The organism is Pseudomonas sp. ZL2, assembly GCF_054788455.1.
On the sequence record NZ_JBGOGX010000003.1, the window covers coordinates 108,775 to 133,578 of the forward strand.

Annotated in this window: 23 protein-coding genes, 1 other RNA gene and 1 pseudogene; 11 read left to right on the top strand and 14 right to left on the bottom strand. The window is 62.8% G+C overall.

Going from position 1 to position 24,804, the window contains the following annotated elements; genetic code table 11:
• Position 1 precedes the first annotated feature (1 nt).
• From ABM562_RS04150 to ABM562_RS04165, 4 genes are read right to left on the bottom strand one after another with little or no spacing between them, the layout of a single operon-like run.
• Positions 2–484 (bottom strand): DUF4442 domain-containing protein, encoded by a 483-nt coding sequence (locus ABM562_RS04150; RefSeq protein WP_115084787.1) that lies wholly within the window; start codon positions 482–484, stop codon positions 2–4.
• Positions 485–486: 2 nt separating this feature from the next.
• Positions 487–1,680: a 2-octaprenyl-6-methoxyphenyl hydroxylase gene (gene ubiH / locus ABM562_RS04155; RefSeq protein WP_460420966.1), complete on the bottom strand. Its 1,194-nt coding sequence runs from the start codon at positions 1,678–1,680 to the stop codon at positions 487–489.
• On the bottom strand, positions 1,677–3,011 hold the full coding sequence (gene pepP / locus ABM562_RS04160; RefSeq protein WP_115084785.1) for a Xaa-Pro aminopeptidase: 1,335 nt from the start codon (positions 3,009–3,011) through the stop codon (positions 1,677–1,679). The genes ubiH and pepP overlap by 4 nt, the downstream gene beginning before the upstream one ends.
• A 23-nt stretch (positions 3,012–3,034) precedes the next feature.
• A complete protein-coding gene (locus tag ABM562_RS04165; protein ID WP_115084784.1) occupies positions 3,035–3,592 on the bottom strand; it encodes a YecA/YgfB family protein in 558 nt (185 codons plus the stop codon).
• Positions 3,593–3,744: 152 nt separating this feature from the next.
• Here ABM562_RS04165 and ABM562_RS04170 point away from each other — a divergent pair, with 152 nt between their 5' ends.
• The 4 genes from ABM562_RS04170 to ABM562_RS04185 all read left to right on the top strand — a co-directional run bounded on the left by ABM562_RS04170 (position 3,745) and on the right by ABM562_RS04185 (position 5,154).
• On the top strand, positions 3,745–3,954 hold the full coding sequence (locus ABM562_RS04170) for a TIGR02449 family protein (RefSeq protein WP_010221172.1): 210 nt from the start codon (positions 3,745–3,747) through the stop codon (positions 3,952–3,954).
• Positions 3,951–4,268: a cell division protein ZapA gene (locus tag ABM562_RS04175; RefSeq protein WP_115084783.1), complete on the top strand. Its 318-nt coding sequence runs from the start codon at positions 3,951–3,953 to the stop codon at positions 4,266–4,268. The genes ABM562_RS04170 and ABM562_RS04175 overlap by 4 nt, the downstream gene beginning before the upstream one ends.
• 18 nt (positions 4,269–4,286) lie before the next feature.
• A non-coding RNA gene (ssrS, locus tag ABM562_RS04180) (6S RNA) lies at positions 4,287–4,464 on the top strand.
• 81 nt (positions 4,465–4,545) lie between these two features.
• Complete coding sequence (locus tag ABM562_RS04185; protein ID WP_115084782.1) at positions 4,546–5,154, top strand: 5-formyltetrahydrofolate cyclo-ligase; 609 nt, start codon at positions 4,546–4,548, stop codon at positions 5,152–5,154.
• 19 nt (positions 5,155–5,173) lie between these two features.
• On the opposite strand, the gene ABM562_RS04190 is transcribed toward ABM562_RS04185, so the two are convergent.
• The gene (locus ABM562_RS04190; RefSeq protein ID WP_165392175.1) at positions 5,174–5,314 is read right to left on the bottom strand and encodes a hypothetical protein; all 141 of its coding nucleotides are present in this window, start codon (positions 5,312–5,314) and stop codon (positions 5,174–5,176) included.
• 178 nt (positions 5,315–5,492) lie between these two features.
• On the opposite strand from ABM562_RS04190, the gene ABM562_RS04195 reads away from it, so the two are divergent.
• The 4 genes from ABM562_RS04195 (at position 5,493) to ABM562_RS04210 (ending at position 10,841) form a co-directional block, all read left to right on the top strand.
• Entirely contained in the window at positions 5,493–5,942 is a 450-nt protein-coding gene (locus ABM562_RS04195; RefSeq protein WP_134064905.1) for an EVE domain-containing protein, read from the top strand.
• Between the two features lie 95 nt (positions 5,943–6,037).
• Positions 6,038–7,003, top strand: a complete 966-nt coding sequence (locus tag ABM562_RS04200; protein WP_415842464.1) for an HlyD family secretion protein — start codon at positions 6,038–6,040, stop codon at positions 7,001–7,003.
• Positions 7,000–9,723 carry a ribosome-associated ATPase/putative transporter RbbA gene (gene rbbA, locus ABM562_RS04205; protein WP_460420970.1) on the top strand — a complete coding sequence of 908 codons (2,724 nt, stop codon included), beginning with the start codon at positions 7,000–7,002 and terminating at the stop codon, positions 9,721–9,723. The genes ABM562_RS04200 and rbbA overlap by 4 nt, the downstream gene beginning before the upstream one ends.
• Positions 9,723–10,841, top strand: a complete 1,119-nt coding sequence (locus tag ABM562_RS04210; protein ID WP_115084779.1) for an ABC transporter permease — start codon at positions 9,723–9,725, stop codon at positions 10,839–10,841. The genes rbbA and ABM562_RS04210 overlap by 1 nt, the downstream gene beginning before the upstream one ends.
• On the opposite strand, the gene ABM562_RS04215 is transcribed toward ABM562_RS04210, so the two are convergent.
• Positions 10,842–11,246 carry a flagellar basal body-associated protein FliL gene (locus ABM562_RS04215; RefSeq protein WP_115084778.1) on the bottom strand — a complete coding sequence of 135 codons (405 nt, stop codon included), beginning with the start codon at positions 11,244–11,246 and terminating at the stop codon, positions 10,842–10,844.
• A gap of 156 nt (positions 11,247–11,402) precedes the next feature.
• On the opposite strand from ABM562_RS04215, the gene ABM562_RS04220 reads away from it, so the two are divergent.
• Positions 11,403–12,380, top strand: a complete 978-nt coding sequence (locus ABM562_RS04220; RefSeq protein WP_460420972.1) for an NADPH:quinone oxidoreductase family protein — start codon at positions 11,403–11,405, stop codon at positions 12,378–12,380.
• A 77-nt stretch (positions 12,381–12,457) separates the two neighbouring features.
• On the opposite strand, the gene ABM562_RS04225 is transcribed toward ABM562_RS04220, so the two are convergent.
• The 5 genes from ABM562_RS04225 to trxA all read right to left on the bottom strand — a co-directional run bounded on the left by ABM562_RS04225 (position 12,458) and on the right by trxA (position 17,759).
• The gene (locus tag ABM562_RS04225; protein ID WP_115084776.1) at positions 12,458–13,099 is read right to left on the bottom strand and encodes a gamma-glutamylcyclotransferase; all 642 of its coding nucleotides are present in this window, start codon (positions 13,097–13,099) and stop codon (positions 12,458–12,460) included.
• Between the two features lie 276 nt (positions 13,100–13,375).
• Positions 13,376–14,344 (bottom strand): CDP-6-deoxy-delta-3,4-glucoseen reductase, encoded by a 969-nt coding sequence (locus ABM562_RS04230; RefSeq protein WP_460420974.1) that lies wholly within the window; start codon positions 14,342–14,344, stop codon positions 13,376–13,378.
• A complete protein-coding gene (ubiD, locus tag ABM562_RS04235) occupies positions 14,345–15,811 on the bottom strand; it encodes a 4-hydroxy-3-polyprenylbenzoate decarboxylase (protein ID WP_115084774.1) in 1,467 nt (488 codons plus the stop codon).
• 129 nt (positions 15,812–15,940) lie between these two features.
• Positions 15,941–17,200 (bottom strand): transcription termination factor Rho, encoded by a 1,260-nt coding sequence (gene rho, locus ABM562_RS04240; protein WP_028942380.1) that lies wholly within the window; start codon positions 17,198–17,200, stop codon positions 15,941–15,943.
• 229 nt (positions 17,201–17,429) lie between these two features.
• Positions 17,430–17,759 (bottom strand): thioredoxin TrxA, encoded by a 330-nt coding sequence (trxA, locus tag ABM562_RS04245; RefSeq protein WP_038998114.1) that lies wholly within the window; start codon positions 17,757–17,759, stop codon positions 17,430–17,432.
• A 241-nt stretch (positions 17,760–18,000) separates the two neighbouring features.
• On the opposite strand from trxA, the gene ppx reads away from it, so the two are divergent.
• Complete coding sequence (gene ppx, locus ABM562_RS04250) at positions 18,001–19,503, top strand: exopolyphosphatase (RefSeq protein ID WP_115084999.1); 1,503 nt, start codon at positions 18,001–18,003, stop codon at positions 19,501–19,503.
• On the opposite strand, the gene ppk1 is transcribed toward ppx, so the two are convergent.
• Both ppk1 and hemB read right to left on the bottom strand, forming a co-directional pair.
• Entirely contained in the window at positions 19,490–21,736 is a 2,247-nt protein-coding gene (gene ppk1, locus ABM562_RS04255) for a polyphosphate kinase 1 (RefSeq protein WP_134064911.1), read from the bottom strand. The two genes, ppx and ppk1, sit on opposite strands and share 14 nt — an antisense overlap.
• A gap of 19 nt (positions 21,737–21,755) precedes the next feature.
• The gene (gene hemB, locus ABM562_RS04260) at positions 21,756–22,766 is read right to left on the bottom strand and encodes a porphobilinogen synthase (RefSeq protein ID WP_115084772.1); all 1,011 of its coding nucleotides are present in this window, start codon (positions 22,764–22,766) and stop codon (positions 21,756–21,758) included.
• Positions 22,767–22,973: 207 nt separating this feature from the next.
• Here hemB and ABM562_RS04265 point away from each other — a divergent pair, with 207 nt between their 5' ends.
• Entirely contained in the window at positions 22,974–23,618 is a 645-nt protein-coding gene (locus ABM562_RS04265; RefSeq protein WP_166675748.1) for a DedA family protein, read from the top strand.
• Positions 23,619–24,119: 501 nt separating this feature from the next.
• Here the strand turns inward: ABM562_RS04265 and ABM562_RS04270 are convergent.
• Positions 24,120–24,746: pseudogene (locus ABM562_RS04270) on the bottom strand (sterol desaturase family protein); the annotation flags it as partial.
• Positions 24,747–24,804: the final 58 nt, after the last annotated feature.

The window sequence follows — 24,804 nt, forward strand, 5'->3', positions numbered from 1 at the left end:
CTTAAGCCTGTCTCGCTTGCGGCTTGAGCCGCACGTAAAGGGTTTTGTCGACCCGCGCCACCAGCTCACCGGCGGCGTCGCGGATATCGACCTGAAGTCGTGGCAGATACTTTTTGCCGCCGGCGGTGTGCTGGCGGATGTCGTCGAGCAGCGCATCGTCGATGCGCAGGTCGGCGAACACCGGGCCTTTGCCCGGGGACACGAAGTCGATGCTGGCGGCCTTGTCCCAGACGATGTACTCACGCCCGAGCAGCTCCATCAGCATCAACATGTAGAACGGGTCGACCATCGCATACAGGCTGCCGCCGAACTGGGTGCCGACATAATTGCGGTTGAACCAGCGCAGGCCCATGCGCACACGGATATGGCGCAGGTCGGGGCTGACGCTGAGCACACGGATGCCCGCGCCCAGGTACGGCGGATAGATGTTCAGCAGCCAGCGCAGCCTGCGCGCGCGCCGGGCCAGTTTGCGCGGGTCGCTCATGTTCAGTTCCGTGGGTCCGGGCGAGTGCCCAGGCCCATGGCCTGGCGGGCGAACCAGCGCTTGGCCGGGGGCAGCAGGTCAAGGCCGAGCAGGCCCAGGTTACGGCCGGTGGCCACCAACGGTTGGGCGCTGCCGAACAAACGAGTCACACGGTCGGAGAAGCCCACGGTCAGGTCCTGATCCAGGCGCTGACGCTCGCGATAAGCTTGCAGTGTGGCGAAATCTCCCGGCAAACCTGGGCTGGCCAGCAGGCCTTCGGCCAGCGACTGCACATCGCGCAGCGACAGGTTGAAACCCTGCCCGGCAATCGGGTGCAGGCTGTGCGCGGCATTACCGAGCACCACCAGGTGCGGGCGCACCTGCTCCTGGGCCTCGACCAGCGACAATGGATACAAATGCCGGGCGCCAACCTGGCGCAGCGAGCCCAGGCGGTAGCCAAACACGTCCTGCAGCTCGCTGAGGAAGCTGCGCTCGTCCAGTTCGGCCAAACGCTTGGCGTCCATCCCGGCGCGGGTCCAGACCAGCGCGCAGCGGTTTTCCGGCAATGGCAGCAAGGCCATCGGCCCGTCATCGGTGAAGCGCTCGAAGGCCTGGCCGCAATGGGCTTCGCTCGGGGTGATGTTGGCGATCAGGGCGCTCTGGTTGTACGGCCGCTGGCTGACATGAATGCCCAGTTGCTCGCGCAGGCCGGAGCGGCCGCCATCGGCCAGTACCGCGAGGTCGCATTCAAGCGTGGTGTCGTCGTTGAGCGACAGCCGATAGCCGTCTTCCAACGCCTGCATGGCGGTGACTTCCGCCGGGCAGCGCCAGCTCACCACCTCGGCGTCCAGGCCCTTCCACAGGCACTGGCCGAGCCAGGCGTTCTCGACCACATAGCCAAGCGCCGGCACGCCTTCTTCCAGGGCATCCAGGCGGGTGGCGCCAAAGCGCCCGCGGTCGGAGACCTGGATCTGGCGGATCGGCTCGGCGCGGCGGCTGATCTGCTGCCACAGGCCGAGGCGTTCGTAGATTTGCCGGGTACCGAAGGACAACGCCGAAGAACGGGCATCGTAGCTCGGCTGAAAACTGTCACCAGGGGCGAACGGCTCGATCAGCAGGATCTTCCAGCCACGGGCCTTGGCCCCGGCTTGCAGGGCCAGGGCCAGGCTGGCGCCGACCAGGCCGCCGCCAATGATCGCCAGATTGACCCGGCTCATGCCGCGTCACTGCGCGCAGCAGCCATCAAGGCTTCGATTTCGGCAACCGTCTTGGGTACGCCGGAGGTCAGGATTTCACAGCCCTGCTTGGTTACCACTACGTCATCCTCGATTCGCACACCGATGCCGCGCCACTTCTTCGCGACACTCTGGTTATCGGCACCGATATAGATGCCGGGTTCCACGGTCAGGGCCATGCCCGGCTCGAGCACGCGCCACTGACCACCGACCTTGTACTCGCCGACATCGTGCACATCCATGCCCAGCCAGTGCCCGGCGCGGTGCATGTAGAAGGCCCGGTAGGCTTCGCTATCAATCAGTTCCTGCACCTGGCCCTTGAGCAGGCCCAGCTCCACCAGGCCTTCGGTGATCACTTGCACCGTGGCTTCGTGGGCGTGGTTCCAGTGCTTGCCCGGGGCGATCACCGCAAAGGCGGCTTCCTGAGCCTTCAATACCAGCTCGTAGATAGCCTTCTGCTCCGGCGAAAAACGCCCGCTGACCGGGAAGGTACGGGTGATGTCGCTGGCGTAGCAGTCGATCTCGCAACCGGCGTCGATCAACACCAGGTCACCGTCCTTGAGCGGCGCGTCGTTCTCCTGGTAATGCAGGATGCAGCTATTGCGCCCGGCGGCGACGATCGAGCCGTAGGCCGGCATCTTCGCCCCGCCCTTGCGAAACTCGTAGTCCAGTTCGGCTTCCAGGCTGTACTCGCGCAGACCGGCGCGACAGGCCTGCATGGCCCGCACGTGGGCACGGGCGGAAATCGCCGCGGCCTCGCGCATCACTTTCACTTCCGCCGCCGATTTATACAGGCGCATGTCGTGCAGCAGATGATCCAGGGCAACGAATTCGTTCGGCGGCTGCGCACCCAGGCGCGCTTTGGAGCGGATCACGTTGATCCACTCCATCAAGTGGCGGTCGAACTCGGGGTTGCTGCCCATGGCCGAATACACCCGGTCACGGCCTTCTATCAGGCCGGGGAGGATGTCGTCGATATCGGTGATGGGGAAGGCGTCATCAGCGCCAAAATCGCGGATCGCTCCTTCCTGGCCAGCACGCAGGCCGTCCCAGAGCTCGCGCTCGGGATTACGTTCGCGGCAGAACAGTACGTATTCGCCGTGCTCGCGGCCAGGGATCAGAGCGATCACCGCCTCGGGCTCGGGGAAGCCGCTGAGGTACTGGAAGTCGCTGTCCTGGCGGTACACATGCTCGACGTCGCGGTTGCGGATGGCAACCGCGGCGGCGGGCAGGATGGCGATGCTGTTGGGTTCCATCTGCGCCATCAGCGCCTTGCGTCGACGGGCGTATTCCGACTTGGGGATGTGGCTCATGGGCAGTGGCAGTCCCTGGTTGATCAGTGCAGCGAAGGTTTGGCCGCAGGCTCGACCGGCTGCTTTGCCAGCTCCGTGTAGAGCAGCAGCGGGGCGACACGCAGGTATTCCATGACTTCCATGTAATCGTTTTCGCCGTCTTCGGATTCTTCCAGGGCGTCCTGAACCTGAGAGATCGCGACCAGGTCCTGCAGCACTTCCTTGGCCTCGGTGCTCAGTTCCTTGCCACCGGCGTTCAGGCCGAAACCGGCAATGAAGCCTTGGCACCATTGACCCAGGGCGGCAGCACGCTCGGTCAGCGGCTCATCATCACCCGGCAGCAACAGCACGACGGTGATATCGTCACTGGTGAGTTCGCCCTTGACCATTTCTTGCAGGCCGATCAAAGCGTTACGAACGTTGTCTACCGGCTCGCTTTCCAGCAGGCCAGCGGCGTCTGCCAGCCACGCGTCGGCATCGAAGCCAGCACCGGCGCAGCTGCGCCCGAGCAACAGCCCGTGCAGTTCGGCAGGGGAAACAGGATGCCCGTTGCTGCTGAGCAAGGTGGCGAAGGCGGTGTACGGCGAATTGGTATTGGGCATGGGCAACTAGGCGCCAGACGGCGCAATGACTAGAATGAAGACCTTGTATCCTAGCACCGGCAGGCGCGCCAAGACCATCGACGCGGCCAACTCCGGGCCGGCCAGGGCATAAACCGGGCAACCACCCGCAAGACCGAATCGAGTGGCAACCAATGCAAGAGAACGATCTGCAAGCGCTGATGGGCCGATTCGAACTGCTGATTGAGCGGGTCGAGCAACTAAAACGGCAAAATGCACTCTTATTAGCTCAGGAAAAATCCTGGCGCGAAGAGCGCGCCCACCTCATCGAAAAAAATGAAATCGCCCGGCGTAAGGTCGAATCGATGATTTTGCGACTCAAGGCCCTGGAGCAAGACTCATGAGCTCAAGCAATAGCGTCACTGTTCAGATTCTCGACAAAGAGTATTCGATCATCTGTCCGCCGGAAGAACGCAGCAACCTGGTCAGCGCCGCGCGCTACCTGGACGGCAAGATGCGCGAAATCCGCAGCAGCGGCAAAGTCATCGGTGCCGACCGGATTGCCGTGATGGCCGCACTGAACATCACCCACGACCTGCTGCACAACCAGGAACGCCCGGAAGCGACGGGCACTGGCGTTAACCGTGAACAGGTGCGCGACCTGCTTGAACGCGTCGATCAGGCATTGGCCGACGATCAAGATTCAAATAAGGGTTGAGTATCGGTATACTGGCGCCACTCCCTGGAGTGCTTGCCAGTCGGTCATGTCCCTGAGCCGATACGCACAACCACGGGGGTTGCACGTGGGGCCGGTGTGCATGTCCGCTTGACGGAAAGCCTTAACGCCTCCTGCAATCTCCACCTTGAACTTTCGGGTTCAAGGGCTACACCGACAGCGGTTCGTCGGGGAGCCTGAATTACCTTTGCCCGCCCTTCTGCGCGGGCAATCGAGCTGTCACCCGCAGGTGGCAGCCCTCTCTGGGACCGCCCGTGCCATGACCGACACCGCGCCGCTTACCCGCCCCCAACTTCGCCGCCTGCTTCGCGATGCCCGCCGCGCCCTGACGCCGGCCGAACAGCGCCAGGCAGCCAGAGGCCTGTACCGTCAGCTGGCGCAGCACCCGCTGTTTCGCCGGGCCAGACACATCGCCCTGTACCTGCCCAATGATTGCGAGATCGACCCGCGTCTGCTGATGCGTGAAGCCCAGCGTCGCGGCAAGCGCACCTACCTGCCGGTGCTGCACGCCTGGCCGAAGACCAAGATGGTGTTCCAGCGCATCGAAGCCGGCGAGAAGCTGCGGCCCAACCGCTTTCGCATCCCCGAGCCGCACATCAGCCTGGCCCGGCAACGGCCGATCTGGGCGCTGGACCTGATCCTGCTACCGCTGGTGGGTTTTGATGAAGTGGGTGGTCGGCTGGGCATGGGCGGCGGTTTCTATGACCGCAGCCTGGCCTATCAGGCCCGCCGCAAGGCCTGGAAAAAGCCATTGCTGCTGGGCCTGGCGCATGAATGCCAGAAGGTCGAGCGACTGGCGCAAGCCAGTTGGGATGTGCCGCTGCAGGGGACGGTCTCGGACCGTGGCTGGTACCTGGCACCCGATTGATAGGCGCCAGCAAGGGCAATCAACGCTGTTGCGGATTGACCGGCATTTCGTAGGGGGCGTCGAGTTTGCGTTCCCAAAGGCTTTGCGCATAACCGGTAGTGACAACACCCAAACCGAACAGAAACACCAGAATCCAGAGCAAATCCGGTTTGCGATTCATCGATTGCCCCCCTCAGGCAAACTGATCACGTTGTCAGCAACGTTTTTGTTGTTGCAGCAGCGTCAAGCTTAAAATGCGCGCATTCTCCGACAACCTGAGGCGACACGCAAACGTTGACGCCAACCGACCGTCGGTTTCCTGAAACAGGTTATTTCAAACATTGTCTGGAGCACCACCCATGGCCTACTGGCTGATGAAATCCGAGCCCGACGAACTCTCGATCAAGGACCTGGCGCGCCTTGGCGAAGCGCGCTGGGATGGCGTGCGCAACTACCAGGCGCGTAATTTCCTGCGCGCCATGGCGGTCGGTGACCTGTTCTTTTTCTACCACTCCAGCTGCCCGGAGCCGGGCATTGCCGGCATCGCCCGCATCAGCGCCGCAGCCTACCCCGACCCCACTGCGCTGGACCCGCAAAGCCATTACTTCGACGCCAAGGCCAACGACGAGAAGAACCCGTGGAGCGCCGTGGATGTCGCCCATGTCGAAACCTTCGGCAAGGTCCTGCAACTGGGCTACCTCAAGCAGCAAACCGCCCTGGCCGAACTGCCGCTGGTGCACAAAGGCAGCCGTCTTTCGGTGATGCCGGTCACCGCCGAACAATGGGCAGCGGTACTCGCACTGCGTTAAACAGGGTAGGATTGCCGCTCATTTGACGAACATCAACGCACCAGGACCGGTGCAGCGTCACAATTTGACGTTAATGCAGCAAGGATTGCCCAACCATGTCGATGAGCCAACACACCCCCAAACTCTTCGCCGGCGCCTTGATCGCCCTGCTCCTGGCCGCAGGTGGCCTGGGCTACTGGAAGTCCCTGCATGACCGCTTGCCCGAAGGCCTGAGCATGGGCAACGGCCGGCTCGAAGCCACTGAAGTGCAGATCGCCAGCAAGATCCCCGGGCGCCTGGCCGAAGTACTGGTCGATGAAGGCGATACGGTCAAACAGGGCCAGTTGCTCGCCCGCATCGACACCCGCACCCTCGAAGCCCAGCGCAGCCAGGCCGAAGCCGAAGTGCTGCGCGCCCGGGAGAACTACTCCGCGGCCCAGGCCACGGTGCAATTGCGCCAGAGCGAACAACTGCTGGCCAGCCAGGAGCTCAAGCGCGTACGCGAAATCTTCCAGCGCAAATATGCCAGCCAGCAGTTGCTCGACCAGCAGCAGGCCCGTTACGACACCAGCAACTCGGCCGTGGTCGCCGCCCGCGCGCAACTGGCGGCAATCAAGGCGGCCATCGGCGCTGCCGAAGCCCAGGTCGCGCAACTGACCAGCGAAATCGACGACAGCAGCCTGCGCGCGCCGATCAACGGCGTGATCCAGCTGCGCCTGGCCGAACCTGGCGAAGTGCTCGGTGCTGGCGGCCGCGTATTGATGCTGATCGACCCGAGCGACCAGTACATGAACCTCTACCTGCCCGCCTCCACCACAGGCCGCCTGACTGTCGGCGACCAGGCGCGCATCGTCCTCGACGCCCTGCCCGACCGGGCCTTGCCGGCGAAAATTGCCTTCGTCGCGGCCAAGGCACAGTTCACCCCCAAGCAAGTGGAAACCCGTGACGAGCGCCAGAAGCTGGTGTTCCGGGTCAAGCTGCGCCTGACCGAACCGAGCGCCGTGCCCCAGGCCAAACCCGGCATGCCGGGCGCAGGCTATGTGCGCACCGCTGATGTGGACTGGCCGGCCAACCTGCAATGAGCGCGCTGGCGCTGAACGCCGAGGGCATCAACCACCGCTACGGTGGGCTGAGTGCCCTGCAGGACATCGCCTTCAGCCTGCCGGCTGGCACCCGCTGCGGCCTCATCGGCCCGGACGGCGCCGGCAAGTCGAGCCTGCTCGGGCTGATCGCCGGGGTCAAGAAACTGCAAAACGGCGAGCTGCAGGTGCTCGGCGGCTCGATCCGCCAGCGCCGCCATCGCAACAACCTGTACCCGCGCATCGCCTTCATGCCCCAAGGCTTGGGCAATAACCTTTACCCTGAGCTTTCGATCAGCGAGAACATCCGCTTCTTCGCCACCCTGTTCGGCCTTGGCGCCAAGGAGTGCGAACAGCGCATGCACAACCTGCTGCTGGCCACCGACCTGCTGCGCTTTGCCGAGCGCCCGGCGGGCAAGTTGTCGGGCGGCATGAAGCAGAAGCTCGGGCTGTGCTGTGCGCTGATCCACGAACCGGACCTGCTGATTCTCGACGAACCCACCACCGGCGTCGACCCGCTGTCGCGCCGGCGCTTCTGGGAGCTGGTCGAACAGGTACGCCAGGAGCGACCGCAACTGACCCTGCTGGTGGCCACGGCCTACATGGAAGAAGCCGAACAGTTTGAACACTGCCTGATGCTTGATCGTGGCCGGCTGATTGCCGCGGGCTTGAGCGAAGAACTGGCCGCAGCCACCGCCAGCCACAAGCTCGATGACGCCTTTACCCACTTCCAGGGCGACAGCCAGCACAGCCAGCAGCCATTGGTGATCCCTGCGCGTGACACCGGCAATGCCGAGATCGCCATCGAGGCCCACGAACTGACTTTGCGCTTCGGCGACTTCACCGCCGTGAACAAGGTCAGCTTCGCCATCGGCCGTGGCGAGATCTTCGGTTTTCTCGGCTCCAACGGCTGCGGCAAGACCACCACCATGAAGGTGCTCACCGGCCTGATGCCGGCCAGCGAAGGCAGCGCCACCCTGCTCGGCCGCCCGGTGAACGCCAAGGACCTGGCCACGCGCAAGCGCGTCGGTTTCATGTCCCAGAGCTTCTCGCTGTATGGCGAACTCAGCGTGCGACAGAACCTTGACCTGCATGCGCGGCTGTTCGACCTGCCCAAGGCCGAGAGTGGCCCGCGTATCGCCGAGTTGATCGAGCGTTTCGACCTGGGCGCCATCGCCGACCAGCAGTCCGGCGCCCTGCCCCTGGGCTTGCGCCAGCGCCTGTCACTGGCGGTGGCAGTGCTGCACCGCCCGGAAGTACTGATCCTCGACGAACCCACCTCAGGCGTCGATCCCGCCGCCCGCGATGATTTCTGGCGCCTGCTGATCGAGCTGTCGCGAGACCAGGGGGTGACGATCTTCCTCTCCACCCACTTCATGAACGAAGCGTTGCGCTGCGACCGGATTTCCCTGATGCATGCCGGCAAGGTCCTGGCCTGCGATACCCCGGCGGCGCTGCAGCAGCAGTTTGGTGGCGAGACCCTTGAAGACGCCTTCGTCACCTGCCTGGAACAGGCTCAGGGAGCCAGCGAAGCGCCGACGGTCAGCACCCAGCTCGATACTCCAGCCAACGCAGCGCCGCTGCACCTGCGCCGCGGCTTCAGCCTCAAGCGCCTGTTCGCCGTCGCCACCCGCGAAGGCAAGGAACTGCTGCGCGACAAGGTGCGCCTGGCTTTCGCCCTGCTCGGCGCGCTGTTCATGATGGTGATCTTCGGTTATGGCATCTCCCTGGATGTGGAGAACCTCGCCTTCGCCGTCTACGACCAGGACCAGAGCCCGCAAAGCCGCGCTTACCTGGAAGCCTTCCGCGGCTCACGCTACTTCGCCGAGCAGACACCGATCCGCGATGCCGCACAGTTGCATAAACGCCTGCAGCGCTCGGAAATCAAACTGGCCCTGGAGATTCCGCCAGGCTTTGGCCGCGACCTGTACGCCGGGCGCCAGCCGGTAGTCGCGGCCTGGCTGGATGGCGGCATGCCGTTTCGCGCCGAGACCAGCCGCAACTATGTCGAGGCCGTGCACCAGGCCAACCTTGAACAACTGGCGGCGCTGAGCAGCAAGTCCCGGCCCGGGCAAACCCCGGTGCGCCTGGAAACCCGCTTTCGCTACAACCAGGATGTGGTCAGCGTGAACGCCATCGGCCCCGGGGTGATGGCGCTGATCCTGGCGTTCATTCCGGCGATGCTCACCGCGCTGGGTATCGTGCGCGAGAAAGAACTGGGCTCGATCACCAACTTCTATGCCACGCCACTGACCCGCCTGGAGTTCCTGCTCGGCAAGCAGGCGCCGTACCTGGCGGTGAGCATGATCAACCTGGCGCTGCTGGTGGCAATGAACCGCTGGCTGTTCGGCGTGCCGTTCAAGGGCAGCGCCCTGGCACTGGCCTGCGGTGGCTTGCTGTACCTGCTGGCGACCACCAGCCTGGGCCTGCTGATCTCGGCCTTCACCCGCACCCAGATCGCCGCGATCCTCGGCACCATGATCATCACCAGCCTGCCGACCATTCAGTTCTCCGGGCTGATCGTGCCGCGCTCCTCGCTCGACGGCGCTGCGGCCTTGATGGGGCAGTTGTTCCCGGCCGGTTACTTTCTCGATATCGCTGTCGGCACCTTCACCAAGGCATTGGACTTGCGTGAACTCTGGCCGCAATGCCTGGCGCTGCTGGGCTTCTTTGTCGGTTTCACCGGCCTGAGTCTGGCCATGCTGAAGAAGCAGGAGGTCTGATGCATCGTCTGGCACACACCCTGCGCCTGGGGCTCAAGGAGCTGACCAGCCTGCGTCATGACAGCGTGCTGCTGCTGTTCCTGCTGTATGCCTTCAGCGTGGCGATCTACATGCCGGCCGCAGGCTCGGTGATCGGCGTGCACAACGCCAGCGTCGCGGTGATCGACGAAGACCATAGCCTGGTTTCGCGCAAACTCGCCGAAGCCCTGCAACCACCGGAGTTCCAGCGCGCTGTGCCACTGGCCTACGATCAGCTCGACCAGGCCATGGACAGCGGCCGCTACACCTTTGTGATCAACGTGCCGGTGAACTTCCAGACCGACCTGCTGGCCGGACGCTCGCCGGAGCTGCAGGTCAACGTCGACGCCACGGCCATGAGCCAGGCATTCATGGGCGCCGGCTACATCGGCCGGATCGTCGAACGCGAACTGCTCGACTACGCCAACCAGGGCTCGGCCACTGCCGGCAGCCCGGCACTGCTCAGTGCCCGGGCGCTGTTCAACCCCAACCTTGAGGGTGGCTGGTTCCTGGCGGTGATCCAGATCGTCAACAACATCACCATCCTGGCCATCATCCTCACCGGCACGGCACTGCTGCGCGAGCGCGAACACGGCACCCTCGACCACCTGCTGGTGCTGCCGCTGACCGCCCTGGAAATCATGCTGGCGAAGATCGGCAGCAACGCCCTGGTGGTGGTGCTGTGCACCTGGGTGTCGCTGGAAGTGATCGTCAAAGGGGCGCTGGGGGTGCCACTGGCGGGATCGCTGGGGTTGTTTCTGGCGGTGACGGCGCTGTACCTGTTCGCCAGCACCGCGCTGGGGATCTTCCTCGCCACCCTGGCACGCTCGACCCCGCAGTTCGGCCTGCTGGCCATCCCGGTGATCATCCCGATGCTGTTGCTCTCGGGCGGCAGCACGCCACTGGACAGCATGCCGCAGTGGCTGCAGTGGGTGATGCAGGGCTCGCCCTCGACCCACTTCGTCAGCCTGAGTGCAGCCATCCTGTTCCGTGACGCCGGGCTGGAAGTAGTCTGGCCAGACATCGCAGCGCTCGCCGCCATTGGCCTGGCCTTCTTCGCGATTGCCCTGGCGCGCTTTCGCCGCAGCCTGACGTCGTGATTACTGGACGATCAGGTTGTTGAACAGCAGGTCGTCGACCGTCGGCTTGCCTTCTTCGGTTTCGAGCACCTGCTGGACCTGCTTCAGGGCTTCCTGACGCAGCTTTTCCTTGGCCTCGACGTTACTCATGCTCTCGAGGTTCTGCTGGGTGAACAGGGCAACCAGCTGGTTACGGATCAACGGCTCGTGATGACGCACTGCTGCCGCCGCGGCGTCGCTGTTGACCCGCAGGGCCACGTCGGCCTTGTACACGCGCAATTTCGACCCGCCATCGAGGGCGTAGTTACCCACAAAAGGCGGGGTGAGGGAAATATAGGAAACCTTCGGTTCCCCTTCCTTGGCTTCCTCGGCCATGGCCGCCATCGGCAGCATCAGCGCCAGTACCATCAAGATCCACGCTTTCACGAATTCGCTCCTCATACAGTTGGCGCCAGCATACCCAGCGCACCGGTCAAACCCAAGCCCGGGCTTATGCCGGCCTATCAGGGCGGGCCATGCTCGTTGACCCGGCACCTCGCCCACCTACACTTATCGGCCACTACGCGCAAAGGAATAGTCCCGATGAAAGCAGTGTTGTGCAAAGCCCTTGGCCCGGCGCAAAACCTGGTCCTGGAAGACGTCGCCAGCCCGGTGCCGAAGAAGAACGAGATCCTGCTGGACGTGCAGGCCGCCGGGGTCAACTTTCCCGACACCCTGATCATCGAAGGCAAGTACCAGTTCCAACCACCACTGCCATTCTCGCCGGGTGGCGAAGCCGCTGGCGTGGTCAGCGCCGTGGGCGAAAAGGCTGGCCACCTGAAGGTCGGCGACCGGGTCATGGCCCTGACCGGGTGGGGCAGTTTTGCCGAACAGGTGGCGGTGCCGGCCTATAACGTATTGCCGATTCCAGCGCAGATGGACTTCACCACCGCTGCGGCCTTCGGCATGACCTACGGCACCTCGATGCATGCGCTCAGCCAGCGCGGCCAGCTCAAGGCCGGGGAAACCCTGCTGGTGCTCGGTGCTTCCGGCGGTGTCGGCCTGGCGGCGGTGGAAATTGGCAAAGCCATGGGCGCGCGGGTGATTGCCGCAGCCAGCAGTCCCGAGAAGCTGGCCGTGGCCAAGGCTGCCGGTGCCGACGAGCTGATCAACTACAGCGAAGCCAGCCTCAAGGACGAGATCAAACGCCTGACCGGCGGCAATGGCGCCGATGTGATCTACGACCCGGTGGGTGGCGACCTGTTTGACCAGGCGGTGCGCGGTATCGCCTGGAATGGCCGGCTGCTGGTGGTCGGGTTTGCCAGCGGACGCATCCCCGAGCTGCCGGTGAACCTGGCGCTGCTCAAGGGTGCGGCGGTGCTCGGGGTGTTCTGGGGCGCCTTTGCCCAACGCCAGCCGGCTGACAACGCGGCGAACTTTCAGCAGCTGTTTGCCTGGTTTGCCGAGGGCAAGCTCAAGCCGCTGGTGTCGCAAACCTTCCCGCTGGCTGAAGCCGGTGCAGCCATCGAGATGCTTGGCCAGCGCAAGGCGGTAGGCAAGCTGGTAGTGACCATGGCCTAAACAGCTGAAGCTGTGGGAGCGGGCTTGCCCCGCGATGCCTCCCACATTACCGACCTCATCGCGGGGCAAGCCCGCTCCTACCTGGAATGACAACGCCGAAAGCGCGCCTCCAGATTGCGATCCGGCATGGCGTGGCTGCGCAGGGCATCGAGGGTCTGCTCGACATAGTCGCGGGTAGTGCCATAACGACCCTTGGCACTGGCAAAGATCTGACTGAGCAAGGTGTCCGGCAAATTGCCGGCGTAGCACGGCAAGTGGCGTTCGAGTACGAAGCCCAGGGCCTGGACCTTGCTGCCATCCTCAAGACGGCAATTGAGCCAGTGCGGACGATAGGCCGGGTAAGGCATCTCCCGTTGCCACAAGGCCAGCAGCGATTCTTCCAGGCAGTCGTCCGGCAAGCGGTAGGCGAAACCGCTGCACGAACCACCGCGATCCAGGCCGAAGACCAGACCCGGGCATTCCGGCGTGCCGCGGTGCTCGTGGGACCACAGGTACAGACCACGATGATAACCATGCACCCGCGCCCGGCGCCTTTCGGCGGCATTGCACTCCGGGCGCCAGATCAACGAGCCGTAGGCAAACAACCACACCGGGCCGCCCTGATGCCGGGACATGGTGTGTTGAACTGAATGTACAAGTTGCTCGCGGGTTAATTGTTCCCCGAAATCAAGCAAAGGAGGATATGCCACATTCAAAGATGCAGTTTCGATCGCCGACATAGCTGCCGCCACACTTCCCCGTGAATTACCAAAGCACTGCACTATAAGCCAAAGCACTGCGCACCGAGTTACCGTACGGCAGATAAGCGCTGCAATACAAGCCCCCAGGCCACCGGAGACGGCAACAACGGCCGTGCAGGTGCGATAACAGGTGCACTGTTTCAAGTGTAGCGAAAGTTATTTTCGTTGTTGCCAATAATTATTGGCTTATCACCACGGGCAACGCCAACCGTTATTTAAGCCGGCACGCTGTTGCAGCGTGCCTTATTCCGTCATTCAATTGCGTGGGGCATAAGCGAATACATCGGCGCGCATTTGATGCGCATCCATGCCGGCTTCGACCAGGGCATCGAGCGTGGCATAGATCATGTTCGGCGAGCCGCTGGCATAGACATGCACACCGGCCAGGTCGCTGATGTCTTCACACACCGCCTGGTGCAGCAGGCCGCAGCGCCCTTCCCAACCACACAGATCGCTGACCACCTTGTGCAGGAACAGGTTGGGCAGGTGCTCCCATTCGGCCCAGTGCTCGATCTGGTAGAAGTCGTCCGGCAGACGCACGCCCCAGTACAGGTGCACCGGGTGCTTGAAACCGCTGGCCCGGCAATGCTCGATCAGGCTGTGCATCTGCGCCATGCCGGTACCGGCGGCGATCAGCACTAGCGGGCCGTCGGGCAACTCCGCCAGGTGCGTGTCGCCAAACGGCATCTCGAGCCGTGCCATGCCATTGCGTTGCAACTGGGCGATCAGCTCAAGTGCGCTGTTCTCGCGGGCCAGCACATGCAGCTCAAGGTCGCGGCCAGTGTGCGGTGCCGAGGCCAGCGAGAAGGCGGCCTTGTCGCCGCTGTCACGCTCGATCATCAGGTACTGCCCAGCATGGTAGCGCGGTGGCTTGCCGGCTGGCGCACGCAGGCGCACGCGCCAGACGTCGCCGCCGACTTCCACGCATTCGCTGAGCTGGCAGGCCAGGGTCCGTACCGGCAATTCGCCCAGGGCCAGCACGCCATCCCACAACAAGACACAGTCCTCCAGGGGCTCGGCGATGCAAGTGAACAGCTCGCCGTGATCACGCTCGACGCCATCCTGGCGCACCCGGCCTTCGACCAGCAGCGCGGCGCAGACATGGCAGTTACCGTTGCGACAGCTCTGCGGGCAGTCGTAGCCCAGGCGCCGCGCCGCATCCAGAATCCTTTCTCCGGGCTTGAGCGCCAACACGGCCCCGGACGGCTGCAAGGTTACCTGCATTTAGTCTATTCCCAACTGATGCCAAAGCTCATCGATCCGCCGAGTGACGGCCTCATCCTTGACGATGACCCGGCCCCACTCGCGGGTGGTTTCACCCGGCCACTTGTGGGTGGCATCCAGGCCCATTTTTGATCCCAGCCCGGACACCGGCGAAGCAAAGTCCAGGTAATCGATCGGGGTGTTGTCGATCATCACCGTATCGCGCTTGGGGTCCATCCGCGTGGTAATTGCCCAGATCACGTCGTTCCAGTCCCGCGCATTGATATCGTCGTCGGTGACGATAACGAACTTGGTGTACATGAACTGTCGCAAAAACGACCAGACACCCAGCATTACGCGCTTGGCGTGGCCCGGGTACTGCTTTTTCATGGTCACCACCGCCATGCGGTACGAGCAGCCCTCAGGCGGCAGGTAGAAGTCGGTGATCTCCGGGAACTGCTTCTGCAGGATCGGCACGAACACTTCGTTCAGCGCCACGCCGAGGATCGCCGGCTCATCTGGCGGACGGCCAGTGTAGGTGCTGTGGTAGATCGGCTTGGTGCGGTGGGTGATGCGCTCGACAGTGAACACCGGGAAGCTGTCGACTTCGTTGTAGTAACCGGTGTGGTCGCCGTACGGCCCTTCCGGGGCCATTTCGCCCGGATGGATCACGCCTTCGAGAATGATTTCGGCTGTCGCCGGCACCTGCAGGTCGCTGCCACGGCATTTGACCAGCTCGGTGCGGTTGCCGCGCAGCAGGCCGGCGAAGGCATATTCGGACAGGGTATCAGGCACCGGCGTCACAGCACCGAGAATGGTCGCCGGGTCGGCGCCCAGGGCCACGGCCACCGGGAAGGGTTGGCCGGGGTGCTTTTCGCACCATTCGCGATAGTCCAGGGCGCCGCCGCGATGGCTCAGCCAGCGCATGATGACCTTGTTGCGGCCGATTACCTGCTGGCGATAGATACCCAGGTTCTGGCGGTCCTTGTTCGGCCCGCGGGTAACGGTCAGGCCCCAGGTGATCAGCGGCGCAACGTCGCCCGGCCAGCAATGCTGCACAGGCAGCAGGCCCAGATCGACATCGTCGCCTTCGATGACTACTTCGTGGCACGGCGCATCCTTGACCACCTTCGGCGCCATCGCCACGACCTTTTTGAAGATCGGCAGCTTCGACCAGGCGTCCTTGAGGCCTTTCGGCGGCTCGGGCTCCTTGAGGAAGGCCAGCAGTTTGCCGATTTCGCGCAGCTCGCTGACCGACTCGGCACCCATGCCCATGGCTACCCGCTCCGGGGTACCGAACAGGTTGCCGAGCACCGGAATGTCGAAGCCGGTAGGTTTTTCGAACAGCAGGGCCGGGCCTTTGGCGCGCAGGGTGCGGTCGCAGACTTCGGTCATTTCCAGGACTGGAGAGATCGGCACCTGGATGCGCTTGAGTTCGCCGCGCTGTTCCAGGCCACGGATAAAGTCGCGCAAATCGCGATACTGCATGCAAAAGCCTCGTATTGGCTGCCGTAGCGGTCGGGCTGCAGAGTGTAGCGCCGAACTCGGCTGCTCAGAATAGCCAAAGTACAGATAGCAAAAAGCCGGGTCGCCCCGGCTCTTGCCCAGCGCAGCAGTTTACTTGCGCTTCATCGACAAGAAGAACTCGTCGTTGGTCTTGGTCTGCTTGAGTTTGTCGATCAGGAACTCGATAGCAGCAACTTCATCCATTGGGTGCAGCAGCTTGCGCAGGATCCACATGCGCTGCAGCTCGTCGTCGGCGGTCAGCAGCTCTTCGCGACGGGTACCCGAACGGTTGATGTTGATGGCCGGGAAGACACGCTTCTCGGCGATCTTGCGGTCCAGGGGCAGCTCCATGTTGCCGGTACCCTTGAACTCCTCGTAGATCACTTCGTCCATCTTCGAGCCGGTTTCGACCAGCGCGGTGGCGATGATGGTCAGCGAACCGCCTTCTTCGATGTTACGCGCGGCACCGAAGAAACGCTTCGGCTTCTCCAGGGCGTGGGCATCGACACCACCGGTGAGGACCTTGCCGGAGCTCGGGATCACGGTGTTGTAGGCACGGGCCAGACGGGTGATGGAGTCGAGCAGGATGACCACGTCTTTCTTGTGTTCAACCAGGCGCTTGGCCTTCTCGATGACCATTTCGGCAACCTGCACGTGGCGGGTTGGCGGCTCGTCGAAAGTCGAGGCAACCACTTCGCCGCGCACGGTGCGCTGCATTTCGGTCACTTCTTCCGGGCGCTCGTCGATCAGCAGGACGATCAGGTGGCACTCGGGATTGTTACGGGTGATGTTGGCCGCGATGTTCTGCAGCATGATGGTCTTGCCCGCTTTTGGCGGAGCGACGATCAGGCCGCGCTGGCCTTTGCCGATCGGGGCGCAGAGGTCGATAACCCGGCCGGTGAGGTCTTCGGTGGAACCGTTGCCGGCTTCCATCTTCAGGCGCTCGTTGGGGAACAGCGGCGTCAGGTTCTCGAACAGGATCTTGTTCTTCGCGTTTTCCGGCCGGTCGAAGTTGATGGTGTCGACTTTCAGCAGGGCGAAGTAACGCTCGCCTTCTTTTGGCGGGCGGATCTTGCCGACGATGGTGTCGCCGGTACGCAAGTTGAAACGGCGGATCTGGCTTGGCGACACGTAGATGTCGTCCGGGCCGGCCAGGTACGAGGCATCGGCCGAGCGCAGGAAGCCGAAGCCGTCCTGGAGAATCTCCAGCACGCCGTCACCGGAGATTTCCTCGCCGCTTTTCGCATGCTTTTTCAACAGGGAGAAAATCACATCTTGCTTGCGCGAACGGGCCATATTTTCTATGCCCATCTGTTCGGCCATTTCGAGCAGATCGGTAATCGGCTTTTGCTTGAGTTCAGTCAGGTTCATAAGGGGAGTGACGTAATCATGTAAGAAGGGGGAATTAAGCTTCTGGCTTAATGAAGCCGCGCCGCAAAGAAGGCGACAGGATCGCGTACTGATTCGAATTAGGGATGCGTCGGCGACGGCGTGCAGAGGGCACCGAAGAAACAGTGCGAGGCCGAATGTAACACCTGCTTTTTCTGGCGTCTAGTCACCAGATAAAGAAAAGCCCCGACGAATGCGGGGCTTTTTTCACTCAGATATTGGCGTCCAGGAAGGCTGCCAGCTGAGATTTCGACAGCGCGCCGACCTTGGTGGCCTCGACGTTGCCGTTCTTGAACAGCATCAGCGTCGGGATGCCACGCACGCCGTGCTTGGCCGGGGTTTCCTGGTTGTCGTCGATGTTCAGCTTGGCGACGGTCAGTTTGCCCGCGTAGCTAGCGGCGATGTCGTCCAGAACCGGCGCGATCATTTTGCAAGGGCCGCACCATTCAGCCCAGTAGTCGACCAGCACCGGGCCTTCAGCCTTCAGAACTTCGGCTTCGAAGGTGGCGTCGGTGACGTGTTTGATAAGATCGCTGCTCATGGAAGTCTCCAAGGTCGTAAGCAAAAAAACGTGGCCCATCATAGCTGCACCCGCCGCCTACAGGAAGCCGGGAACGATTGAGTGTAACTATAGTTGTGCATGACCGCGCATATCGCTGCTGTCACGGGAAAATCATATTTCCCGCACAACCTGCCCCATATCAAGCCTTGATACGCTGCGCGTTGGCGCCAGCGCCGGATCGTGGCAGGATTGCCGGGTTATCGACCGAGAACCCATGACCATGCCGCAAACCACAGCCAAGAATCTGTCCTTGATCGCTGCCATAGACCTGGGCTCCAACAGTTTCCACATGGTGGTCGCCAAGGCCCACCATAGCGAGATCCGCATCCTGGAGCGGCTCGGCGAAAAAGTTCAGCTGGCCGCCGGCATCAACGAAGAGCGCCAGCTCAGCGAAGAGTCCATGCAACGCGGCCTGGACTGCCTCAAGCGTTTTGCCCAACTGATCAACGGCCTGCCCGATGGCGCCGTACGCATCGTTGGCACCAACGCCCTGCGCGAGGCGCGCAACCGTGGCGAATTCATCCGCCGCGCCGAAGCCATCCTTGGCCACCCGGTGGAAGTCATCTCCGGTCGTGAAGAAGCCCGCCTGATTTACCTTGGCGTGTCCCATACCCTGGCCGACACCCCGGGCAAGCGCCTGGTCGCCGACATCGGCGGCGGCAGCACCGAATTCATCATCGGCCAGCGGTTCGAGCCGCTGCTGCGCGAAAGCCTGCAGATGGGCTGCGTCAGCTACACCCAGCGTTATTTCCGCGACGGCAAGATCACCCCGGCGCGCTACGCCCAGGCCTACACCGCCGCACGCCTGGAGCTGATGAGCATTGAAAACGCCCTGCACCGCCTGACCTGGGATGAAGCCATCGGCTCTTCGGGGACGATCCGCGCCATTGGCCTGGCGCTGAAATCCGGTGGCATGGGCAGCGGCGAGGTCAATGCCGAAGGCCTGGCCTGGCTCAAACGCAAGCTGTTCAAGCTGGGGGAAACCGACAAGATTGACTTCGACGGGGTCAAACCCGACCGCCGGGCGATATTCCCGGCAGGCCTGGCGATCCTGGAAGCGATTTTCGACGCCCTTGAGCTGCAACGCATGGATCACTGCGACGGCGCTCTGCGCGAAGGCGTGCTCTACGACCTGCTTGGCCGCCATCACCACGAAGACGTACGTGAGCGCACCCTGACCTCGCTGATGGAGCGTTACCACGTTGATCAGGGACAGGCGGCACGGGTCGAGCGCAAGGCCCTGCATGCCTTCGACCAGGTGGCCAAGGACTGGGACCTGGAAGACGGTATCTGGCGTGAACTGCTAGGCTGGGCGGCCAAGGTGCATGAAGTGGGCCTGGACATCGCCCACTACCATTACCACAAGCACGGCGCCTACCTGATCGAGCACTCCGACCTTTCCGGCTTCTCCCGGGAAGACCAACTGATGCTCGCGCTGCTGGTACGCGGCCACCGGCGCAACATTCCCAAGGACAAGTTCGCCGAGTTCGGCGACGACGCCGCCAAGCTGATCCGCCTGTGCGTGCTGCTGCGCTTTGCGATCCTGTTCCACCACATCCGCGGCACCCAGCAGATGCCCACGGTGACCCTGCACGCCAAAGGCGACAGCCTGGACGTCGAGTTCCCTGTGGGCTGGCTGGATGAAAACCAGCTGACCCAGGCCGACTTCGGCCTGGAGGCCGAGTGGCTGGCCCGGGTCGGCTTCGTACTCAGCGTACGATAAGCACCGGATTGCTCAGGCGCTCGAGCAGAGTGGCCTGGGCACTGCGCGGGTTCTGGTTGCCGGTTGGCGTGCTGCGTACGTAGCGGCCATCCGGCTGCAGGATCCAGGCGTGAGTGTTGTCGGTCAGGTACCCTTCCAGTTCCTTTTTCACCCGCAGGATCAGCTTCTTGCCCTCGACCGGGAAGCAGGTCTCGACGCGCTTGTCGAGGTTGCGCTCCATCCAGTCGGCGCTGGAGAGGAACATCTGCTCTTCGCCGCCATTGAGGAAGTAGAACACCCGCGTGTGTTCGAGGAAGCGGCCGATGATCGAGCGCACCTGAATGTTGTGCGATACCCCGGCAATGCCCGGGCGCAGGCAGCACATGCCACGCACCACCAGATCGATACGCACCCCTGACTGGCTGGCCTTGTACAGCGCGCGAATGATCTTCGGATCGGTCAGCGAGTTGAACTTGGCGATGATGTGCGCCGGCTTGCCGTCGAGGGCGAACTGGGTTTCGCGCGCGATCATGTCGAGCATGCCCTTTTTCAGGGTGAACGGCGCGTGCAGCAGCTTCTTCATGCGCAAGGTCTTGCCCATGCCGATCAGCTGGCTGAACAGCTTGCCGACGTCTTCGCAGAGGGCGTCATCGGAGGTCAGCAAGCTGTAGTCGGTGTACAGGCGGGCGTTGCCGGCGTGGTAGTTACCGGTACCCAGGTGCGCGTAGCGGACGATCTCGCCGGCTTCGCGGCGCAGGATCAGCATCATCTTGGCGTGGGTCTTGAAGCCGACCACGCCGTAGATCACCACCGCACCAGCAGCCTGCAGGCGGCTGGCCATCTGCAGGTTGGACTCTTCGTCGAAACGCGCACGCAATTCGATCACCGCAGTGACTTCCTTGCCGTTACGCGCGGCGTCGACCAGCGCGTCGACGATCTCCGAGTTGGCACCGCTGCGGTACAGGGTCTGGCGCACGGCGAGGACGTGCGGGTCCTTGGCCGCCTGGCGCAGCAGGTCGACCACCGGAGTGAACGACTCGAAGGGGTGCATCAGCAGGATGTCCTGCTTGCTGACCACGCTGAAAATGTTCTCGCTGTTCTGCAACAGCTTGGGGATCGCCGGGGTGAACGGCGTGTATTGCAGCTCCGGGTGGCTGTCCAGGCTGGTGATGCTGAACAGCCGGGTCAGGTTGACCGGGCCATTGACCTGATACAGCTCGCTCTCGCTCAGGCTGAACTGCTTGAGCAGGTAGTCGGAGAGGTGTTTGGGGCAGGTGTCGGCCACTTCCAGGCGCACGGCATCACCATAACGGCGCGAGAACAGCTCGCCGCGCAGGGCCCGGGCCAGGTCTTCGACATCCTCGGAGTCCAGCGCCAGGTCGGCGTTACGGGTCAGGCGGAACTGGTAGCAGCCCTTGACCTTCATGCCCTGGAACAGGTCATCGGCGTGAGCGTGGATCATCGACGACAGGAACACATAGTTGTCGCCAGCCCCCCCGACTTCCTCCGGCACCTTGATCACCCGCGGCAGCAAACGCGGCGCCGGGATGATCGCCAGGCCTGAATCACGACCGAAGGCATCGACGCCTTCAAGCTCGACGATGAAGTTCAGGCTCTTGTTCACCAGCAACGGGAACGGGTGGGTCGGGTCGAGGCCGATCGGGGTGATGATCGGTGCGATCTCGTCACGGAAGAAGCGCCGCACCCAGGTCTTGAGCTTGGTGTTCCAGTGCCGGCGGCGGATGAAGCGGATCTGGTGTTTTTCCAGCTCCGGCAGCAGCACGTCGTTGAGGATCGCGTACTGGCGATCGACTTCGCTGTGCACCAGCTCGCTGATCCGCGCCAGCGCCTGGTGCGGCTGCAAGCCGTCGGCGCCGGCCTGTTCACGGGCGAAGGTGATCTGTTTCTTCAGGCCCGCCACACGAATTTCGAAGAACTCATCCAGGTTGCTGGAGAAGATCAGCAAGAACTTCAGTCGCTCCAGCAATGGATAGGACTCATCCAGCGCCTGTTCCAGCACGCGGATGTTGAACTGCAGCTGGGACAATTCGCGATGAATGTACAGGCTGCTGTCGTCCAGGCCGGGAATGACGATGGCCGGCGCGGCCACCGGTGCCGGAGCTGGCGCCTCTACCGCAGGGGCTTCGAGCGCAGGCTCGGCAACCGCAGGCGGTTCCGGCGGGGTCTCGACCATCTGCTCGGGCACAGGCTGGGCGTCTTTCACAGCGACGTCGGTAAGTACTTCGTTATTCATCTAGCGTTCCTGAAGGGCGTTACTGCCCTCTCATCAATTGAGCAGCGCGAACAGCGAAATAGGTGAGGATGCCATCGGCGCCCGCCCGTTTGAAAGCGGTGAGGGATTCAAGGATAACCCCTTCACTGAGCCAGCCGTTCTGAATCGCCGCCATGTGCATGGCGTACTCGCCGCTGACCTGGTACACGAAGGTCGGCACTTTGAATTCGTCTTTGACCCGGTGAAGAATATCCAGGTACGGCATGCCCGGTTTGACCATGACCATATCGGCACCTTCCGACAGGTCGGCGGCCACTTCGTGCAGGGCCTCGTTACTGTTGGCCGGGTCCATCTGGTAGGAGGCCTTGTTGGCCTTGCCCAGGTTCAGCGCCGAGCCGACCGCATCGCGGAACGGGCCGTAATAGGCGCTGGCGTACTTGGCCGAGTAGGCCATGATCCGTACGTTGACGTGACCGGCCAGCTCCAGGGCTTCACGGATGGCCTGGATGCGGCCGTCCATCATGTCCGATGGTGCGACCACCTGGGCACCGGCTTCGGCATGGGACAGCGCCTGGCGTACCAGGGCATCGACGGTGATGTCGTTCTGGACGTAGCCTTCTTCATCGAGAATGCCGTCCTGGCCGTGGGTGGTGAATGGGTCCAGGGCAACGTCGGTGATCACCCCCAGTTCCGGGAAACGCTCACGCAGGGCACGAGTGGCACGCTGGGCAATACCGTCGGGATTCCAGGCTTCGGCGCCGTCGAGGGATTTCTTTTCCACCGGGGTTACCGGGAACAGCGCCAGGGCCGGAATGCCCAGTTTTACCCACTCTTGCGCAGCTTCCAGCAACAGGTCGATGGACAAACGCTCGACGCCCGGCATCGAGGCGACTTCTTCGCGGCGGTTTTCGCCATCGAGGACAAACACCGGGAGGATCAGGTCATCGACAGTCAGAACATTTTCGCGAACCAGACGACGGGTAAAGTCGTCACGACGGTTGCGACGCAGACGGGTGGCAGGAAACAAACGGTTAGCGGGGGTAAAGCTCACGGCAGACTCCTGAGCCCGCGCAGGCGGGCGAGCGCGACAGTTATAAGCGGCCATTATGACGCCTGTATGACAGCCAAGGGCAACCCTGCGACTTGAGGACGCAGTCATTGTCCTTGTAGGAAATGTTCACGTCGAGACACATTTGGACACTTTCCCCAAAGGCCACGAAGGGTTAGGCTGCGCGTTCATTTCGCCAGCACCCAGAAAATGCTCCAACAATTCCTGCAGGATTTCGGCTACTTTGCCCTTTTTCTCGGCACGTTTTTCGAAGGTGAGACCATCCTGGTTCTCGCAGGCTTCCTTGCGTTCCGCGGATACATGGATATCAACCTGGTGGTCGTAGTGGCCTTCTTCGGCAGCTACGCGGGCGACCAGCTGTGGTACTTCATGGGGCGCCGCCATGGGCGCAAACTGCTGGCGCGCAAACCGCGCTGGCAGATGATGGGCGACCGTGCGCTGGAGCACATTCGCCGTCATCCGGACATCTGGGTTCTGAGTTTCCGCTTCGTCTATGGCCTGCGCACGGTGATGCCGGTGGCCATCGGCCTGTCCGGCTACCCGCCGCGCCGCTACCTGCTGCTCAACGGCATTGGCGCAGCCATCTGGGCCCTGGCCCTGGGCGCTGCTGCCTATCACTTCGGCGCCATTCTCGAAGGCCTGCTGGGCAACGTGAAGAAATACGAGCTATGGGTGCTCGGCGGCCTGCTGGTGCTCGGCGGCTGCCTGTGGCTGCGCCGGCGCTTCAAGGCTGCCCGCGTTGCGCGCAAGGAAGCGGCTGCCGTAGAGGCCGAACAGGCTGAGCAAGCTGTAGCCAAGCAGCAAGACCCAAGCCAGGGCGGTGACCGGCCATAAGCCGGTAGTCCCGGCCAGCAGCATGGCCGGGGCATTCAACCCCAGACGCAGCAGTTCCAGCCTCAAGGCCCAGGGCCGGTTCTCCAGCGCCGTGCCCAGCACGAACAAACCAAACGCCATCAAGCCCCAGCCCAGCAGCAATGCACCGATCGACAGCTGCTCGGCGTGCTCCATCAAGTAACTGCCCAACGCCACATAAGCCACGAACTGCACAACAACATAAAGCTGCTGCGGCCAGGCCAGGGGCACCTCGAACTTCTCGAAGCGGCTCAAGTCCTGCTTGGCCTGTGGATAACGCCGGGCCACGTCATCCGGGCGCCAGCCAGTGGGCATGAACCAGATCCGCAGCTTGTCCCACCAGCACTCGGCCCGCCGCGCATCGCTCCATAGCTGGGCATAGAACTGCAGGTTGGCCCACAGCGGGTTCCAGCTGGCCAGCGGCGTGGTCACGCCGAATATCACCGGCTCGTTGTCATCCTCTTCCTGGAAGGTGCCAAACAGACGATCCCAGACAATGAACACTCCGCCGTAGTTGCGATCCAAGTACAGAGGATTCTGCGCATGGTGGACACGATGATTGGACGGGGTAATGAACAGCCATTCGAACCAGCCCAGTTTCGGAATGTGCCGGGTGTGCACCCAGAACTGGTACAGCAGGTTGAGCGCCGCGACGGTGATGAACACCAGCGGCGGCACGCCCAGCACGGCCATCGGCAGGTAGAAGATCCAAGACAGCAAGAAGCCGCTGCTGGTCTGGCGCAAGGCCGTGGACAGGTTGTAGTCCTCGCTCTGGTGATGCACCGAATGAGCGGCCCAGAGGATGTTGCGCTCGTGGCCCATACGGTGCAGCCAGTAATAGCAGAAGTCATACAAGACAAACGCCAGCACCCACACCCACAGCGCCTCGCCCGGCAGTTTGAACAGTGCCAGATGTTCCCAGGCCAGGGCGTAGGTAACCAGGCCCACGCCCTTGGTCAACAGGCCGGTGGTGGTCGACAGCACCCCGGCGCTGAGGCTGTTGATAGCATCCGCCAGGCGATAGGTACGCATGCCCCGCCACTGGTCGGCGAGCAGTTCGACCACGATCAGAACGAAGAAAAACGGTACCGCCAACAGGATCAGGTCCATGGGTTATCCATCTCCAGGCTATCCAGCAAGATTAGGCCGGGAATGGCACAACCCCTAT

What these genes read in the sequence shown, in the direction of transcription:
- ABM562_RS04150 (WP_115084787.1), bottom strand. Translation starts at nt 484, where the DNA reads ATGAGCGACCCGCGCAAACTGGCCCGGCGCGCGCGCAGGCTGCGCTGG.
- ubiH (WP_460420966.1), bottom strand. Translation starts at nt 1,680, where the DNA reads ATGAGCCGGGTCAATCTGGCGATCATTGGCGGCGGCCTGGTCGGCGCC.
- pepP (WP_115084785.1), bottom strand. Translation starts at nt 3,011, where the DNA reads ATGAGCCACATCCCCAAGTCGGAATACGCCCGTCGACGCAAGGCGCTG.
- ABM562_RS04165 (WP_115084784.1), bottom strand. Translation starts at nt 3,592, where the DNA reads ATGCCCAATACCAATTCGCCGTACACCGCCTTCGCCACCTTGCTCAGC.
- ABM562_RS04170 (WP_010221172.1), top strand. Translation starts at nt 3,745, where the DNA reads ATGCAAGAGAACGATCTGCAAGCGCTGATGGGCCGATTCGAACTGCTG.
- ABM562_RS04175 (WP_115084783.1), top strand. Translation starts at nt 3,951, where the DNA reads ATGAGCTCAAGCAATAGCGTCACTGTTCAGATTCTCGACAAAGAGTAT.
- ABM562_RS04185 (WP_115084782.1), top strand. Translation starts at nt 4,546, where the DNA reads ATGACCGACACCGCGCCGCTTACCCGCCCCCAACTTCGCCGCCTGCTT.
- ABM562_RS04190 (WP_165392175.1), bottom strand. Translation starts at nt 5,314, where the DNA reads ATGAATCGCAAACCGGATTTGCTCTGGATTCTGGTGTTTCTGTTCGGT.
- ABM562_RS04195 (WP_134064905.1), top strand. Translation starts at nt 5,493, where the DNA reads ATGGCCTACTGGCTGATGAAATCCGAGCCCGACGAACTCTCGATCAAG.
- ABM562_RS04200 (WP_415842464.1), top strand. Translation starts at nt 6,038, where the DNA reads ATGTCGATGAGCCAACACACCCCCAAACTCTTCGCCGGCGCCTTGATC.
- rbbA (WP_460420970.1), top strand. Translation starts at nt 7,000, where the DNA reads ATGAGCGCGCTGGCGCTGAACGCCGAGGGCATCAACCACCGCTACGGT.
- ABM562_RS04210 (WP_115084779.1), top strand. Translation starts at nt 9,723, where the DNA reads ATGCATCGTCTGGCACACACCCTGCGCCTGGGGCTCAAGGAGCTGACC.
- ABM562_RS04220 (WP_460420972.1), top strand. Translation starts at nt 11,403, where the DNA reads ATGAAAGCAGTGTTGTGCAAAGCCCTTGGCCCGGCGCAAAACCTGGTC.
- ABM562_RS04225 (WP_115084776.1), bottom strand. Translation starts at nt 13,099, where the DNA reads ATGTCGGCGATCGAAACTGCATCTTTGAATGTGGCATATCCTCCTTTG.
- ABM562_RS04230 (WP_460420974.1), bottom strand. Translation starts at nt 14,344, where the DNA reads ATGCAGGTAACCTTGCAGCCGTCCGGGGCCGTGTTGGCGCTCAAGCCC.
- ubiD (WP_115084774.1), bottom strand. Translation starts at nt 15,811, where the DNA reads ATGCAGTATCGCGATTTGCGCGACTTTATCCGTGGCCTGGAACAGCGC.
- rho (WP_028942380.1), bottom strand. Translation starts at nt 17,200, where the DNA reads ATGAACCTGACTGAACTCAAGCAAAAGCCGATTACCGATCTGCTCGAA.
- trxA (WP_038998114.1), bottom strand. Translation starts at nt 17,759, where the DNA reads ATGAGCAGCGATCTTATCAAACACGTCACCGACGCCACCTTCGAAGCC.
- ppx (WP_115084999.1), top strand. Translation starts at nt 18,001, where the DNA reads ATGCCGCAAACCACAGCCAAGAATCTGTCCTTGATCGCTGCCATAGAC.
- ppk1 (WP_134064911.1), bottom strand. Translation starts at nt 21,736, where the DNA reads ATGAATAACGAAGTACTTACCGACGTCGCTGTGAAAGACGCCCAGCCT.
- ABM562_RS04265 (WP_166675748.1), top strand. Translation starts at nt 22,974, where the DNA reads ATGCTCCAACAATTCCTGCAGGATTTCGGCTACTTTGCCCTTTTTCTC.